Origin of the sequence: uncultured Tateyamaria sp., assembly GCF_947503465.1 — a bacterium.
Taxonomy (GTDB): domain Bacteria; phylum Pseudomonadota; class Alphaproteobacteria; order Rhodobacterales; family Rhodobacteraceae; genus Tateyamaria.
Genome location: NZ_CANNDN010000001.1, coordinates 2,431,989 through 2,447,608, shown reverse-complemented (window position 1 = coordinate 2,447,608; position 15,620 = coordinate 2,431,989). Strand labels below are relative to the sequence as shown.

Sequence of the window (15,620 nt, the reverse complement as noted above, 5' to 3'; positions counted from 1 at the left end):
ATCGTTAAACCTTTAGGCAAACGGAATGTGTGCTTCACCCGGTGTTAAGTGGGGCCGCCTATCACCCTCCCGAGCAGTTGGAACACACAGCAAGATGAGCGTTGAATTGATCCAGCGGGAGGAAACTCCGGCACAGCAGGACCCCGGTGCGTTGCATCGGGTGTTGATTGTCGATGACAGTCGGCTACAGCGCAAGATTTTGTCCAGTTCCGTCAAACGCTGGGGGTTTGAGGTGCACGAGGCCGGGTCCGGCGAAGAAGCGTTGGAGATGTGCAAGGAAGTGTCGCCTGACCTTGTGCTTAGCGACTGGATGATGCCGGGCATGAACGGGTTGGAGTTTTGCGACGCCTTTCGCAAACTCAGCCAGGACAAATACGGGTATTTCATTCTTCTGACTTCAAAAAGCGAAAAGGCCGAGATCGCCATGGGCCTTGAGGCTGGCGCGGACGATTTTGTGACCAAACCCGTAGACGCAAATGAGCTGCGCGCCCGGATCGCGGCGGGCGAGCGCATTCTCCAGATGCAACGCGAGCTGACCGAAAAGAACCGTCTGATCACCGACACGCTGGATGAACTGCAACGGGTTTACGATTCGCTGGACAGCGATCTGCAAGAGGCCAAGAAACTTCAGCAGTCGCTGGTTCGGGAACGGCACAAGTCTTTCGAAACCGCCGATCTGAGCCTGATGTTGCGGTCAAGCGGCCACGTCGGTGGTGACCTTGTTGGGTTTTTTCCCGCGCAGGCCGGTCATCTTGGTCTGTATTCCATCGATGTGTCCGGCCATGGGATCAGTTCGGCCCTGATGACAGCGCGGTTGGCGGGATACCTGTCCGCTGCAGCACCCGACCAGAACGTCGCTTTGGAGCGGCTGGAGGATGGCAGCTATGCGTTTCTCCCGCCGGAACAAGTGATCGAGACACTGAATGACCTTGTCCTCGACGAGATGGAGACCGAACATTACTTCACCCTGCTTTTGGCGGATGTGAACCTGGCAACCGGCCATGTACGTATGGCGCAGGCCGGTCATCCACATCCCGCCGTTCAGCGCGCGGACGGCACAATCGAACAGGATGGGCCGGGTGGCTTTCCGGTGGGTTTGATGTCCGGCATTTCCTTCACCCAGTTCGAAGCTCAGCTTGCAGCGGGTGACCGGATCCTGTTGTTGTCGGACGGAGTGACCGAATGCCCCGGCACGGACGGAGAGATGCTGCAAGAAGCGGGGCTTGCCGAGATGATGCACGATCTGGCCGAGGTGACGGGCCCGCCGTTCTTCGAAGCGCTGCTATGGCGACTGACCGAATTTGCGGGCGAAGCCACATTTCCCGATGATGTTTCTGGCATCTTGTTTGAATACCATGGCGCCGATCAGGCGAAGTAGTGCCGCAGAAACGCGCGGTCCCCGTCGTTATAGACAGCCGCCACGGCATCCCGGGCTGCCAACCAGGCGACGCTGTGGTCCGGCTCGATCGGGTCACTCAGGCGCAGTGCAGGACGCGCCACGAAGATATGACACATCTTTTCTGCCCAGAGGTTGTATTCCGGCATATAGGTAAAGCGCCGAAACGCCCCCAATCTGCGCGGCGCCGCGATACGCCATCCCGTTTCTTCGACCACTTCGCGATACAATGCCTGCAAGGGGCTTTCGCCCGGGTCGATACCGCCGCCGGGCAGTTGAAACTCCGGCTCCGGCGCGCTTTGGAAAGTCAGCAGAACGGACGATCCTCGCGGCAGAATCGCGTAGGCGCCGGGGCGCAGCGTATAGCGCCGTTTGGGGTCGGGCGGTGTGCCAATCCGTCGGATCGTGTCCCCCCCTTTCAGTTTCTGCGCGCTATCCTATATAGACGCGATATGCCAATGACTGGCACCAAAGGAAACCCCAATGACACTCGGTTCGCAACTCGCGTGGGACGATACCGTCCTGCCATTCCAACTTGATGCTTCCGACATCCGCGGACGCGTTGCGCGTCTGGACGGAGTGTTGGATGGCATCCTGAAACAACATGATTACCCCGCGCAGGTCGAAGCGCTTGTCGCCGAAATGGCTTTGCTGACGGCGCTGATCGGTCAGACCATCAAACTGCGCTGGAAGCTGTCGCTTCAGGTGCAGTCCAAGGGCCCGGTGCGCATGATCGCCACCGACTATTACGGTCCGGAAAAGGATGGCGACGTGGCCAAGATCCGCGCCTATGCCAGCTTTGATCGCGATCGGCTGACCGACGGCGCCCCGTTTGACCAGGTGGGCGAGGGGTACTTTGCCATCATGATCGACCAGGGGACCGGCATGACACCCTATCAGGGGATTACACCGCTGGACGGTACTTCGTTGGCCGCCTGTGCAGAGACGTATTTCGCACAGTCCGAGCAGTTGCCCACCCGGTTCCAGCTCAGCTTTGGCAAGTCGATCGAACCCGGTGCGCCGGAACGCTGGCGGGCCGGCGGCATCATGCTGCAGCACATGCCCAAGGCGTCACCCTTCGCGGCCACGTCTGAGGGAACTGGTGACGTGTTGCGGAGCGACGATCTGCTGGATGGCGACGAATCGGACAACTGGAATCGCGTGAACATCCTGTTGGACACAGTCGAAGAAATGGAACTGATTGGCCCGCAACTGGCGCCAAACGATTTGCTTTTGCGTCTGTTCCACGAAGAAGCACCCCGCGTTTACGACGCGCAGCCGGTGCGTTTCGGCTGTACCTGTTCCGAAGATCGCGTGCGCCAAAGCCTGTCGATCTATTCGGCCCGTGATATCGAAAAGATGACGACGGACGAGGGGCGCGTAACGGCAGACTGCCAGTTCTGTGGCGCGCATTACGATCTGGACCCGGCGACCGTCGGCTTCGAGGCGGAAACCCAGGACGGTGCCTGACCTTCTTGACCAGACACGGTCGGCGCTGGCGCAATCCGGCGCCGCCTCTTCCGATTTTGACCTGAACAGCGGTGTGGTACTGCCCGCGGGTCGCAAACTGCGCCCTGCTGCTGTTCTCGCGCCGATCATTCAGGGTGATCACGGGTATGAGCTGATCCTGACCAAGCGGTCGTCTGCCCTGAAACACCATCCCGGCCAAATCGCCTTTCCCGGTGGCAAACGCGATGACGGCGACGCGGACCTGATTGCCACTGCCCTGCGCGAAGCACGGGAAGAGATTGGATTGGACGACAGCAATGTCGACGTTCTGGGCACCTTTGCGCCCCACGAGACGGTGACCTCGTTCACGGTCACGCCTGTGGTTGCATTGGTCAAAGGCAAGTTCGAAGCCGTCCCGGAAGCTGGCGAAGTGTCCGAAGTGTTTCGCGTGCCCCTGTCACATGTCTTGACTGCTACGAACTATGTGGTCGAAGCGCGACACTGGCGCGGCCAGAACCGCAAGTATTACACGGTGCCTTACGGACCCTATTACATCTGGGGTGCGACCGCGCGTATATTGCGGGCATGGACCGAATTGTTGCCCAGGGATTAGACCCTGATACGGGTTTTTTGACCGACTTGTCGGCCCAGTCCCTGTGCACCGTTTTCGAACAGGCGGGGTTTCGGGCGTATTTCGTGGGCGGCTGTGTCCGCAACGCCGTCATGGGTGTGCCCATCACCGACATCGACATCGCAACCGATGCAACACCGGACCAAACGACGACGGTCTGCACGGATGCCGGGTTTCGCTGCGTGCCGACAGGCGTCGACCATGGCACCGTGACGGTCATCGCCCACGATCACGCATTCGAAGTGACCACTTTTCGCAAGGATGTCGCGACGGATGGGCGCCGCGCCGTTGTCGCCTTTTCCAATGACATCGCCGAAGATGCGCGGCGGCGTGATTTCACAATGAACGCGCTTTACGCGGATCGGCACGGACAGATCACCGATCCGGTCCAGGGGTATGACGATGCGCAAAGGCGGCATGTCCGGTTCATCGACGATGCCGGTCAACGCATCCGCGAGGACTACTTGCGAACCTTGCGCTATTTCCGGTTCAGCGCTCAATACGCTCCGGCACATGCAGGTTGGGATGCGGATGCACTTGCCGGGATATCTGCCAACCTGGATGGGTTACAGACATTGTCGGCCGAACGTGTCGGTGCGGAAATGCTCAAACTCATGGCCGCGCCAGATCCTTTTCCCGCCCTTTGCGTCATGCAGCAGGTGGGCGTCTTGACCGCAGTTCTGCCGGGCGCTGACCCCATACTTGTAGGCCCCTATGTGCATCTGGAGACGGCCAACGCAGTGCCCGTTGATCCGATGGGACGGCTGGCCGCGCTGGGCGGGCAGGACGTGGCGCAACGGCTGCGCCTGTCCCGCAGTGATCAGCGCCACCTCGATTCGATCCGGGTGCTTTCGGCGTCATCGGACACGCCCAAGGCCATCGGCCACATTGGGGGAAAGGCCACCGGCCGGGCGGCAATTTTGCTGCGATCCGCTTATGAAAATGCGCCGCTTGCGCAAGGTGCGCTGGATCAGGTCGCCTTGGGCGCAGACGCTGTTTTTCCCATAAGTGCTGCCGATTTACCGCATCTTGCGGGGGTGGATCTGGGGGCTGAACTGCGGCGTCTCAAACAGCTTTGGCTGGCGTCTGACCTGACCAAAACGAAACGACAGTTGCTGACCCCGTGACATTTGTCCGGTCCAGCGCTATGTCATAAGCGAACCTGATGGAGAGCAAGATGGTACGCGGGATCTGGAACGACGCCTAATCGTCGCTGAACGCCCCTGTGGCGCGCCGGGCAAATCGCCCGCGTCACGTACCTGTTGCACCTTCCCTCTACGGACCCCGTCATGTTCAAGTTCTTTGAATCGCTCGTCGATCCTTACCAGCCCTATACCGAAACCGACACGCCGCCGACCAAGCTGTGGCCGTTTCTGCGCGCGTATCTAAAGCCGTTTCGCTGGGTGATTGCGATCACCTTTGTCTTCAGTACCGTGGTTGCCTTCGGGGAAATCCTGCTGATTTGGTACGTTGCCCGAATTGTCGACCTGCTGGCCCAGGGCGTGCCGGAACAGATCATTCCGGAATATGGCCTTGAATTCATGCTGGTCGCCGGGTGGGTCCTGATCCTGCGTACGCTGCTTGGGCTTGTCGATGTGGCCCTGTTGCACAACACGATCATGCCCAACCTTGGCACTTTGATCCGCTGGCGGTCGCACCGGCACGTGCTGCGCCAATCTGTTGGTTGGTTCGAGGATGACTTTGCCGGACGGATTGCCAACCGCATCATGCAGACCCCGCCCGCAACGGGAGAGGCGATGTTCCAGGTGCTGGATGCCGGCTCGTTCTTTGTGACCTCGGTTGTGGGGGCGGTCATTCTGTTGATCAGCTTTGACTTATGGTTGGCTTTGCCGCTGATCTTCTGGATTTTGGGGTATCTGTTGCTGTTGCGCTGGGTGATCCGGCGTGCCGGGCCCGCATCCAAGGCCAGTTCGGATGCCCGCAGTGCCATCACCGGTCGCGTCGTCGACAGCTACAGCAACATCCATTCGGTCAAGATGTTCGCGCACCATGACCGTGAGATCGATTATGCCAAGGATGCCATCGAAACAGCGCGGCAGACCTTTATGACAGAAATGCGCATCGTGGTGAAAATGGATGTGTCCCTGACCCTCCTGAATGCTGCGATGATCGTGTCGATGGGCGCGCTTGCGATCTGGTTGTGGATTGGCGGGTTCACCACCGAAGGCATGGTGGCGGCGGCGCTGACCATCGCGCTGCGCCTGAACAACATGACATATTGGATCATGTGGGCAATGACGTCGTTGGTTCAGAATCTGGGCGTTATTTCCGAAGGGATGGAAACGATTGCCCAGCCCGTCACGCTGGTGGATGTCCCGGACGCCAAACCGTTGAAACTGCGCGACGGCGAAATCGAACTGGTTGACCTGACGCACCATTATGGCCGGGGCAGTGGTGGTCTGAACGCCATTTCGACCGTCATCAAACCGGGCGAAAAGGTCGGTGTCGTTGGCCGATCCGGCGCGGGCAAGTCGACGCTCGTGAAGCTGCTGTTGCGGTTCTATGACGCCGAAAGCGGTCAGATCCGGATCGATGGGCAGGATATCGCTGCCGTCACGCAAGATTCGTTGCGACTGAACATCGGGATGGTCCAACAGGACAGTTCACTTTTGCACCGGTCCGTGCGCGACAACATCCTCTATGGCCGCCCAGACGCAACCGAGGATGAGATGATGGCCGCAGCCCGTCAGGCGCAGGCGCATGACTTTATCGTTGATCTCGCTGATCCCGAAGGGCGCGGCGGTTACGATGCGCAAGTGGGTGAACGCGGTGTAAAACTGTCTGGCGGACAGCGGCAGCGGATCACGCTTGCGCGTGTTATCCTGAAAAACGCGCCGATCCTTGTCCTGGACGAAGCCACCAGCGCGCTCGACAGCGAGGTCGAAGCGGCCATTCAGGACACGCTGTACCAGATGATGGAGGGCAAAACCGTAATCGCCATTGCCCACCGCCTGTCCACGATTGCCCAGATGGATCGCATTCTTGTTCTGGACGGCGGAAAAGTTGTCGAGGATGGGTCGCACGACGCGCTTTTGGCGCAGGGCGGCCTATATTCCGAGTTCTGGGCGCGCCAATCCGGCGGGTTCATAGCGACCGAGGCGGCCGAGTGAAGATATCTGACTGGATCGACTCTTTCCGGCGTGCCGAAGGGCCACCGCCTCAGGCGCTGTGGCCCTTTATGCTCTGGTGCTTGTCCGGTGCTTGGCCCGCTCTTTGGCTTGCCGCCATCTGTTCGGCTGCGGCGGGCGCGCTTGAGGCGGGGACCGCCCTGATCCTTGGCATGGTCATTGATGCGACAGTGCAACTTGGCCCGGACGGGTTCTTTTCCGTCACTAACATTGGGCTTATTGCCGGTGCGCTTGCATTCTTCCTGATCGCCCGGCCCATCCTGTTCGGGCTGAGTTCAGCCACCAACTCGATCATCGTGATGCCCAACGTGAACCCCTTGGTTCTGTCCCGTTTGCACCGCTGGACCTTGGGCCAATCGGTCACGTTCTTTGATGACGACTTTGCCGGGCGCATTGCACAAAAGCAGATGCAGGCTGCGCGCGCTGTCACCGATGTGGTGTCGGAGTTCATCAACGTCATTGCGTTTGCTTTGGCTTCGCTGGTTGGATCCACGCTGCTGCTGCTGTCCATTGATTGGCGCGTCGCGACTGGGTTTGCGGTTTGGTTGATCGCGTATTTTGCTCTCATCCGCTGGTACTTGCCGCGCATTCGCGAACGGTCGGCCGCGCGGGCCGCGGCGCGGGCGATGGTGTCTGGTCAGGTGGTGGATACGATCACCAACATCAAGACGGTCAAGCTGTTTGCCCATGATGATCACGAAGATCAGGCCGCGCTGGGCGCCATGGGCAGTTTCCGCAAGACCGCCGTGGATTTTGGCATCCTCTCCGCGGGCTTCCGCTTTGCGCTGATGACGCTTGCGGGGTTGCTGCCGGTGTTCTTGCTGGGCGGCACGATCCTGATGTGGCGACAAGGCATCGCGACGCCGGGGGACATTGTTGCGTCCGGTGCCATCGCCATTCGCATCGCACAGATGACAGGCTGGGTCAGCTTTACGCTGATGGCCATCTATTCCAACATCGGCGAGGTCGAGGATGGGATACGCACGCTGACCCCGCGCAACCGCGTACAGGATATCGACGGCGCAAAGTCACTGGATGACGTCACGGGCGAGGTTGTGTTCGACAATCTCACCTTCAGCTATGGGCGCGAAACGGGCGGCATCAACGGCATTTCACTGCGTATCGCACCCGGTGAAAAGGTAGGTATCGTTGGCGCGTCAGGGGCGGGTAAGTCGACGTTGGTATCGCTGCTTCTGCGTCTCTATGAAGGGGAAAGTGGCCGCGTTCTGATTGACGGCAACGATATCCGTCAGGTCACACAGGACAGTTTGCGGCACAATATTGGCATGGTCACGCAGGAAACGGCGATGTTCAATCGCTCGGCCCGTGAGAACATCCTTTATGGCCGACCGCATGCAAGCGAGGAGGACATGGTCGCCGCCGCGCAGAAGGCCGAAGCGCATGATTTCATCCTTGATCTGAAAGACCACCGTGCACGTACCGGATATGACGCGCATCTGGGCGAACGCGGTGTGAAACTATCGGGTGGTCAACGCCAACGGATCGCATTGGCCCGCGCCATCCTCAAGGACGCGCCCATTCTGGTTCTGGACGAAGCGACAAGCGCGCTCGACAGCGAGGTGGAGGCATCAATCCAATCCGCCCTGTCCCGCGTTATGAGGGGTAAAACCGTCTTGGCCATCGCTCACCGCCTGTCCACATTGACCGAGATGGACCGCATCGTCGTCATGGATCAGGGCCGCGTGGTTGAGGAAGGTCCGCATGATGCGCTTTTGGCAAAAGGCGGCCTGTATGCGCGGTACTGGCAGCGGCAATCGGGCGGCTTCATCAGCACCCAGGCGGCGGAATAGGGCTTTTGCTTGCTGCCCTGCGCGGGTAGGCCTTGGACCATGACAACAGTGACGATTGAACGATTGGGGCACCAGGGCGATGGTATCGCGTCCGGGCCCATCTTTGCCCCCATGACCCTGCCGGGCGAAGAGGTGACCGGCACGCTGGATGGCGCGACCCTCACGGATATTCGGATCGATGTTCCTTCGCCACTGCGTGTGGCACCCCCCTGCCCGCATTTTCGATCGTGTGGCGGATGCAAGATGCAGCATGGCGCTGATGAACTTGTTGCCGATTGGAAGCGGGACATTGTTGTAGACACCCTGAAGTTGCACGGTTTAGAGACTGATGTTCGATCCACATTGACATCGCCGGACCGTTCGCGTCGGCGCGCAACCTTTGCTGCCCGACGTACAAAGAAAGGTGCGATGGCCGGGTTTTACGGACGCAAATCCGATACGATTGTCCCGATCCCCAACTGCATTCTGGTGACCCCCGGTTTGCTTCAGGGCGTCCCCGTCGCCGATGATCTGGCCCTGGCTGGTGCCAGCCGCAAAGGGGCGTTGTCGGTGACGGTCACCGAAAGCGTCGAAGGTCTGGATGTGTCCGTCTCGGGCGGCAAGCCGCTGGATGGCCCGCTGCGGGTTGGTCTGGCTGCTTTGTGCGAACGACACGCCCTTGCGCGCCTCAGCTGGGACGATGAAACGATTGGCATGCGTGTGCCACCCACGCAGCGGATGGGACATGCACGCGTCGTCCCACCGCCGGGCGCGTTTTTGCAAGCGACGGCGCACGGGCAGCAAACACTGACGGACCTTGTGCGTGACATCGTTGGATCACCCAAGTCGGTTGTCGATCTGTTTGCCGGGTGCGGCACCTTTGCGCTGCCCCTGGCAGAAGCATCAGAGGTGCACGCCGTAGAATCCGGGGATGACATGATGGCGGCGCTGGATGCCGGGTGGCGACAGGCGCAGGGTTTGAAGCGTGTCACGACGGAATCCCGCGATCTGTTTCGCCGCCCGTTGCTGCCGGATGAGCTGTCAAAATTCGATGCGGTCGTGATCGACCCCCCGCGTGCCGGGGCTGCCGCGCAGATTGCCGAATTGGCGCAGGCGCAGGTTCCGGTGATCGCCCACGTATCCTGCAACCCGCAGACCTTTGCCCGCGATGCCGAAACACTTTGTAAGGCCGGATATGATCTGGAATGGGTGCAACCGGTGGACCAGTTCCGCTGGTCTGCGCATGTGGAACTTGTCGGTGCGTTCCGTCTGTCCCATATCGCCGCCTGAAGGAGACGACCCATGGATCGAATTGCCCTTGCGACATGGCTGGAAAGCCCGCGCGTCACAAATGCCATCATGGCGATCATCATTCTGAACGCCATAACGCTGGGGCTTGAAACCTCGAAGGCGGCGATGTCGGTGGCGGGCGGTCTGATCATTGCCATCGACCGCATTTGTCTTGGCATCTTCACGGCAGAGATTATTGCGAAACTGATCGCGTATCGCGGGCGCTTTTTCCGCAATGGCTGGAATATCTTTGACTTCGTCATCGTCGGCATCGCGTTGATCCCGAGCGCGGGTGCCCTTTCGGTGCTGCGGGCGCTGCGTATCTTGCGCGTTCTGCGGGTGATTTCGGTCGCGCCCAGCCTGCGCCGCGTGGTCGAGGGGTTTGTCACCGCCCTGCCCGGCATGGGCAGCGTGTTCCTGTTGATGGCGTTGATCTTTTACATCGGGTCCGTCATGGCAACAAAGTTGTTTGCCAGCAGCTTTCCCGACTGGTTCGGCGATCTGGGGCAGAGTGCCTATTCCCTGTTTCAGATCATGACGCTGGAATCCTGGTCCATGGGCATTGTCCGCCCGGTGATGGAGGTTTATCCCTACGCCTGGATGTTCTTTGTGCCCTTCATCATGGTCACGACCTTTGCGGTGGTGAACCTGTTGGTCGGCCTGATCGTCAATTCGATGCAGGACGCCCATGCCGAAGAAAGCAATGCGGCCACTGACAGCTACCGTGACGAGGTTCTCAAACGGCTCGAAGCGATCGAGGCGCAGCTTAAGGACAAGTGATCACGCGCTGGTGATCCCTGCGGCCAAAAACCCGCTATGCGGGCCGTTGCAATGCGTGGTACTTTCCCGCCCAAATACAAAAACGACTATTGGGACAGGACTTTCATGAAACGCAGACATCTTGTGATGGGCGGGGCGGCAGCCGTGGGGCTGGGTGCGTGTTCATCCTCAAGCAAATTCAAAACGTATAACGGCCCCGAGGTCACCTATGTCGTGGTGAACAAGGAAGCCCGGCGGATGTATCTTTTGCACAATGACAAGGTGCTCAAGGACTATGATATCGATCTGGGGTTCGCGCCCATCGGCGACAAGTTCTTTGAAGGGGACGGGCGCACTCCGGAAGGAAACTACATCATCGACCGCCGCAATCCCAACAGCCAGTTCTATCTGTCGTTGGGCATCTCGTACCCGAACGCGCGTGACCGCGCCGAAGCGGCTGCTTTGGGCAAGCCACCGGGTGGCGACATTTTTATCCATGGCAATTCCAGCCCCTTAAAACGCAGGCGCGAAGACTGGACTTGGGGCTGCATCGCGGTGACCAACACCGAAATGGAAGATGTTTACGCCATGGTGCGCAACGGCACCCCGATACAGATCAACGCCTGATCAGGTGCCGGATGCGGGCGTGGTGATAATCACCACGTCCTCTTGCGTATCGTCGATGGCGGTTTCGACATCGGCCTCTGCCGGATCGGGCGGCACCAGACGGGATGCGGATGGGTTTGCTTCGGGGATCAGCGGCGTGTTGTTCGGATTGCCCATGACCATGGTCCACCAGATCTTGCCATTCTGTTCCTGAAACCAGGCAAATCCCATATCTGCGGCCTGGGGCGACAGAATCGTGCGGCGCGTATCGGGCTGCTCCATCCAGGCGGCCAGTGTCTCAAGTTCGGTCTCGTAGGTTTCCGAAATGTTTTCGCCCACAAGGCTGCCCGTGTATCCAACCCGCTGCAACCGATCGATGGGAGACGACCCGTCGGATCCGAAATGCCAGGGGCGATTCTGTAGCGACATGTCACGCGAATGGGTCGCGGCGGCGGCGTTCAGTTGCGGGTTCAAGGTGACCGGCGCGGCCCCTTGCGCACTGCGCAGCGCATTCACCGAATCCAGCATACGGAACTGAAGCTTGGCCGTGTCATTGCCCCGAATGCGGTACAGCTTGGGCAAAGGCCTGCCATCTTCACCGCGCGATGGCGCGGCAGGTGGTGTGGCACATGCGGCAAGTGTCAAAAGAGCGACCAGAAGAACCGAGAGTTTACGCATTGTTCCTGCACATCTTGAATATTGTTTGAAACTCGATAGCCGGTCGGGAGTTGCATTACAAACCCACATCGGCGTGATGCTGCGCGATGACATCTGTTTGATTTGCGACTGCGTCTTTCACGCAATATTGTCCGCGCGAGTGGCAGGAATACACCATCGGAGAGGCATTCAATGTCCAAGAAATCATTCAACACCCCAAGTCGACGGGCCTTTTTGGCCGGTTCGGCAGCCCTGATCGGCGCTCCGGCGCTGGCGCAGGACGTCCCGGCAGGCCAGGCCTCCCGCGATCCGACGCTCAGCGCGCGGCGCAATATTTCAAGCTTTCGGTCACTGGCTTGGCAGCCCTATTTCGACAACTTGAAAAACGGGGCGATCCTGGTTGATATCGACAGCCGCGCGGTCCACTACTGGAACGAGGCGCAGACGATCTACAAGCTGTATCCGTCCAGTGTTCCGCTCACCGAAGATCTGACCCGTCGGGGCCGTACCCGTGTCATCCTCAAGGATCCGGAGCCCGACTGGCGCCCGACCCCGTCGATGAAGGAACGCAATCCCGAGTGGCCCGACTATATCGGCCCCGGCCCACAAAACCCGTTGGGCACGCGGTCGCTGCACCTCAGCTGGACGTATTACCGCATTCACGGCACCCACGATACGCGCAAGATCGGGCGCCGGTCCTCGAACGGATGCATCGGCCTGTACAACGAACATATCGAAGAGCTGTACGAGATGGCGAACGTCGGCACGCAAGTGTTGCTAATTTGACGACATTAGGGCGGATCGGCGGCTAAGTCCCTGAAACATGGTTTTCAATCGCGCGATATTGCTGTTTACACAGACTCACGAGGTAAGTCTTGGGTGCGTTCCAGCGCTGTTTGCTGGTGCGCGTAACTGGAGGTTAATATGAAAAAACTCGTTCTCGCTGCTGCACTGACTGCTGCTGCTTCGACCGCATTCGCTGGCGCACCTGCCGAGCCGATCATCGAAGCACCCGTGATCGTTGAAGAGACTCAAAGCTCTTCCGGTGGCATCATCCTGCCCCTGCTGATCCTGATCGCAGTTGCAGCTGTTGTTTCGGACTAAGTCCCGGACAATATGAAAAGAAAAAGGCGGCTCATCGCGAGCCGCCTTTTTTATTTGTGTGGCGGCCCGATCAGTCCAGCCAGCCGCGTAGGTTTTCCTGGATCACGGTGCCCAGCGCATCAATATGCGCATCGTCGTCGTTCAGGCACGGGATGTACGTAAACGTCTCGCCGCCTGCTTCTTCAAAGCTTTCCTTGATCTCTTCGTTGATCTCTTCGAGCGTTTCGATGCAGTCGGCAGAGAACGCGGGTGCACATACGGCGATGTTTTTCCTACCGGTCTCAGCCAGGCGCGCAACCTCTTCCACGGTGTAGGGTTTCAGCCATTCTTCGGGGCCGAATTTTGATTGGAAAGTCGTCGTGATCTCTGTGTCCTGCCAGCCCAGTCGCTCTTTCAGCAGGCGCGTCGTTTTCTGACATTGGCAATGGTACGGATCGCCCTCCATCAGATAGCGCAGCGGCACACCGTGATAGCTGCACACCAGAATGTCGGGCCGCGTGTCCAGCGCGCCATAGGCCCGTTCGATGGACTGGGCCAGCGCCTCGATATACTTGGGATGTTGGTAATAGGGCTCGACCGTGCGCGTGGTCGGCTGCCATTTTTCCTCCATCAACGCGCGAAAGAACTGGTCATTCGCGGTTGCTGATGTTGCCCCGGCATAGTGCGGGTAAAGCGGGAAAAACAGGATCTTCTGGCACCCCGCTTCGATCATCGCGCGGACCTTGGATTTGGTTGATGGATTGCCGTAGCGCATGCAGAAATCGACCATGACCTGATCGCCGTACTGATCATGCATCGCCTTCTTGATCTTTGCCGTCTGATCCTTGGTGATCGTCATCAGCGGGCTTTCCCCCGCCTCTTCGTTCCAAATCGACTTGTAGGCCGCGCCGGATGAAAAGGGCCTTTTTGTCAGGATGATCAGCTGCAGCAAAGGTTGCCAGATCCACGCGCTGTAGTCGATCACGCGCTTGTCCGACAGAAATTCGTTCAGGTACCGGCGCATCGACCAATAGTCGTAGTTGTCCGGGGTTCCCAGGTTGGCCAGAAGGATGCCCACACGCGCCGGCGGTATCGCCGGGTGATCGTCTGCCGCGTGCGCCGGTCGGGTCGCGGTTTTGCTGGTGTCGAGCATCTGGGTCATTTCCTGGTCTGCAATGCGCCTCAGATAAACGGATTTGCGTTCAGGTCAATCTGACAGCGGCGTTTCGTCCGTGCGCAACACATCGGCAAGCCGCGCCTGCGCAGATCCCGGGCGCAACGGCTTTTGTTGGCTTGCATCCGGCGCCCATCCTGTCAGCACGATCAATTCGAAAGTGGCAAGGATGCCACCATCGCCGCTGGGAAAGGTGGCGGCATAGATATCGGCAGCGCGGTTCAGGATGCCCCGGCGGGTGCCGGTTCGCACACGCGCTGCCAATGCGTTGCCTTCGCCCATCGCCCGCAAATCGCGCATGAGGTGCCACATCGATTGATAGCGCACCCGCAGCGGAACCGTATCTGCAACGGGCAACGCCAGCCCCGCCCGCTGCAACAGGGCGCCCAGATCGCGCACTTCCGCCATTGGGGCGATGCGAGGCGACAGGCCGCCGGTTTCCGCAACCTCTGCCTCGGCAAGGCAGGCGCGCACTTCATGCAGTGTCTGCCCGCCCAGTGCGACGGCCAGTAACAGGCCGTCAGCGCCAAGGGCCCTTCGACACTGAATCAGTTGTCCAACGGGATCATTCGCCCAATGCAGGCCCAGAGAGTGGATCACCAAATCGTGTTTACCATGGTCCAGCGGCAGCACGTCGCCCTCGGGCACGATATGCGCCCCGTTGATACGTCCCTGCCACACGGCAGGAAACGCTGCCACGATTCCGACCGATGAAAAGGATTTGTTAACCATCATCAGCCGATCCTCGACCTCGTCCCGGGCGGCGTCTTGCAGGAACAGCATCCCGGTATCGGCGCGTGCCCGGTTACGGGCCAGCGCCTTGGTGTCGGTCAATGGGGTCGGCTGGGTCATGGCGGCATAGGTAGAACAGGCATGGGGCTATTACAAACGGCACTCACCGCAATCTACCCGCCTCGTTGTCTGGGCTGCGGAGAGATGGTCGACAGCGACTTTGGCCTCTGTGGCACCTGCTGGGGCAAGACGGCCTTTGTCGGGGGGACGGTCTGCGACAGTTGCAGCACCCCCTTGCCCGGTTCCGCCGCTGATGAGGTGGTGCAGTGCGACGCATGTCTCAAGGCGCCAAAGCCTTGGAAACATGGGCGCGCTGCGGTGTTGTATACGGGCATGGGCCGCAAGTTGGTGCTTGGGTTGAAACATGGGGACCGGCAAGAGATTGCAAAACCGGCCGCCGGTTGGATGCGCCACGCCGTAGATGACATGGCACCCGACAACGCACTCCTGGCACCGGTGCCCCTGCATTGGATGCGACTGGCCAAGCGGCGCTATAATCAATCCGCGCTGATCGCGGCACATCTGGCCACGATGACCGGTCGGGACTTCTGCGCGGATCTGCTGGACCGGCCGCGGCGCACCCCTTCCCTGGATGGCAAGTCCAAGGGCGAACGGGCCGCAATCCTGGATGGGGCCATCCGGGTCACGCCCAAACGCCGCCACCGGTTGATTGACCGGCCGGTTGTTTTGATCGACGATGTGATGACGACGGGCGCCACCTTGGCCGCGTGCGCCGAGGCCTGTCGTGCGGCAGGTGCCACAGAGGTGTGCGTCGCTGTACTGGCACGTGTTGCCAAAGACCCCTAGATAATCGGCAAAGTTCAAATTCGCGCTGAAAGGATCC

15 protein-coding genes and 2 pseudogenes are annotated in these 15,620 nt (G+C 59.8%); 13 read left to right on the top strand and 4 right to left on the bottom strand.

Annotation, left to right across the window (positions count from 1 at the left end; translation table 11 throughout):
• Nucleotides 1–94 precede the first annotated feature (94 nt).
• Nucleotides 95–1,378, top strand: a complete 1,284-nt coding sequence (locus Q0844_RS12195) for a SpoIIE family protein phosphatase (RefSeq protein ID WP_299045085.1) — start codon at nucleotides 95–97, stop codon at nucleotides 1,376–1,378.
• Here the strand turns inward: Q0844_RS12195 and Q0844_RS12190 are convergent.
• A complete protein-coding gene (locus Q0844_RS12190) occupies nucleotides 1,366–1,800 on the bottom strand; it encodes an NUDIX hydrolase (protein WP_299045300.1) in 435 nt (144 codons plus the stop codon). The two genes, Q0844_RS12195 and Q0844_RS12190, sit on opposite strands and share 13 nt — an antisense overlap.
• A gap of 79 nt (nucleotides 1,801–1,879) precedes the next feature.
• Between Q0844_RS12190 and Q0844_RS12185 the strand changes: the two genes are divergently transcribed.
• From Q0844_RS12185 to Q0844_RS12150, 8 genes are all read left to right on the top strand, one after another.
• Nucleotides 1,880–2,866 (top strand): Hsp33 family molecular chaperone HslO, encoded by a 987-nt coding sequence (locus Q0844_RS12185; protein ID WP_299045083.1) that lies wholly within the window; start codon nucleotides 1,880–1,882, stop codon nucleotides 2,864–2,866.
• Nucleotides 2,859–3,458 (top strand): CoA pyrophosphatase, encoded by a 600-nt coding sequence (locus tag Q0844_RS12180; RefSeq protein ID WP_299045081.1) that lies wholly within the window; start codon nucleotides 2,859–2,861, stop codon nucleotides 3,456–3,458. Before Q0844_RS12185 ends, Q0844_RS12180 begins: the two co-directional genes overlap by 8 nt.
• Before the next feature lie 17 nt (nucleotides 3,459–3,475).
• Nucleotides 3,476–4,603 (top strand): CCA tRNA nucleotidyltransferase, encoded by a 1,128-nt coding sequence (locus tag Q0844_RS12175; RefSeq protein ID WP_299045080.1) that lies wholly within the window; start codon nucleotides 3,476–3,478, stop codon nucleotides 4,601–4,603.
• A 162-nt stretch (nucleotides 4,604–4,765) separates the two neighbouring features.
• Nucleotides 4,766–6,607: an ABC transporter ATP-binding protein gene (locus tag Q0844_RS12170; protein WP_299045079.1), complete on the top strand. Its 1,842-nt coding sequence runs from the start codon at nucleotides 4,766–4,768 to the stop codon at nucleotides 6,605–6,607.
• Nucleotides 6,604–8,436 carry an ABC transporter ATP-binding protein gene (locus Q0844_RS12165; protein ID WP_299045078.1) on the top strand — a complete coding sequence of 611 codons (1,833 nt, stop codon included), beginning with the start codon at nucleotides 6,604–6,606 and terminating at the stop codon, nucleotides 8,434–8,436. The genes Q0844_RS12170 and Q0844_RS12165 overlap by 4 nt, the downstream gene beginning before the upstream one ends.
• A gap of 39 nt (nucleotides 8,437–8,475) precedes the next feature.
• On the top strand, nucleotides 8,476–9,705 hold the full coding sequence (locus tag Q0844_RS12160; protein ID WP_299045077.1) for a class I SAM-dependent RNA methyltransferase: 1,230 nt from the start codon (nucleotides 8,476–8,478) through the stop codon (nucleotides 9,703–9,705).
• Between the two features lie 12 nt (nucleotides 9,706–9,717).
• The gene (locus Q0844_RS12155) at nucleotides 9,718–10,485 is read left to right on the top strand and encodes an ion transporter (RefSeq protein ID WP_299045075.1); all 768 of its coding nucleotides are present in this window, start codon (nucleotides 9,718–9,720) and stop codon (nucleotides 10,483–10,485) included.
• A gap of 105 nt (nucleotides 10,486–10,590) precedes the next feature.
• A complete protein-coding gene (locus Q0844_RS12150) occupies nucleotides 10,591–11,091 on the top strand; it encodes a L,D-transpeptidase family protein (RefSeq protein WP_299045074.1) in 501 nt (166 codons plus the stop codon).
• Between the two features lie 150 nt (nucleotides 11,092–11,241).
• Here the strand turns inward: Q0844_RS12150 and Q0844_RS12145 are convergent.
• A pseudogene (locus Q0844_RS12145) lies at nucleotides 11,242–11,748 on the bottom strand (CAP domain-containing protein); the annotation flags it as partial.
• A gap of 171 nt (nucleotides 11,749–11,919) precedes the next feature.
• On the opposite strand from Q0844_RS12145, the gene Q0844_RS12140 reads away from it, so the two are divergent.
• Both Q0844_RS12140 and Q0844_RS12135 read left to right on the top strand, forming a co-directional pair.
• Entirely contained in the window at nucleotides 11,920–12,513 is a 594-nt protein-coding gene (locus Q0844_RS12140; RefSeq protein WP_299045073.1) for a L,D-transpeptidase, read from the top strand.
• A 138-nt stretch (nucleotides 12,514–12,651) separates the two neighbouring features.
• A complete protein-coding gene (locus Q0844_RS12135; RefSeq protein WP_299045072.1) occupies nucleotides 12,652–12,831 on the top strand; it encodes a hypothetical protein in 180 nt (59 codons plus the stop codon).
• Nucleotides 12,832–12,901: 70 nt separating this feature from the next.
• On the opposite strand, the gene hemH is transcribed toward Q0844_RS12135, so the two are convergent.
• Both hemH and Q0844_RS12125 read right to left on the bottom strand, forming a co-directional pair.
• Nucleotides 12,902–13,963, bottom strand: coding sequence for a ferrochelatase (hemH, locus tag Q0844_RS12130; protein ID WP_299045299.1), 1,062 nt, complete (start codon nucleotides 13,961–13,963; stop codon nucleotides 12,902–12,904).
• Nucleotides 13,964–14,017: 54 nt separating this feature from the next.
• Complete coding sequence (locus Q0844_RS12125; protein ID WP_299045071.1) at nucleotides 14,018–14,836, bottom strand: SAM-dependent methyltransferase; 819 nt, start codon at nucleotides 14,834–14,836, stop codon at nucleotides 14,018–14,020.
• Nucleotides 14,837–14,857: 21 nt separating this feature from the next.
• Here Q0844_RS12125 and Q0844_RS20915 point away from each other — a divergent pair.
• Together Q0844_RS20915 and Q0844_RS12120 are read left to right on the top strand one after the other, a co-directional pair.
• Nucleotides 14,858–15,046 (top strand): annotated as a pseudogene (locus tag Q0844_RS20915) (double zinc ribbon domain-containing protein); the annotation flags it as partial.
• A 63-nt stretch (nucleotides 15,047–15,109) separates the two neighbouring features.
• Nucleotides 15,110–15,583 (top strand): phosphoribosyltransferase family protein, encoded by a 474-nt coding sequence (locus tag Q0844_RS12120; protein WP_366523003.1) that lies wholly within the window; start codon nucleotides 15,110–15,112, stop codon nucleotides 15,581–15,583.
• Nucleotides 15,584–15,620 lie beyond the last annotated feature (37 nt).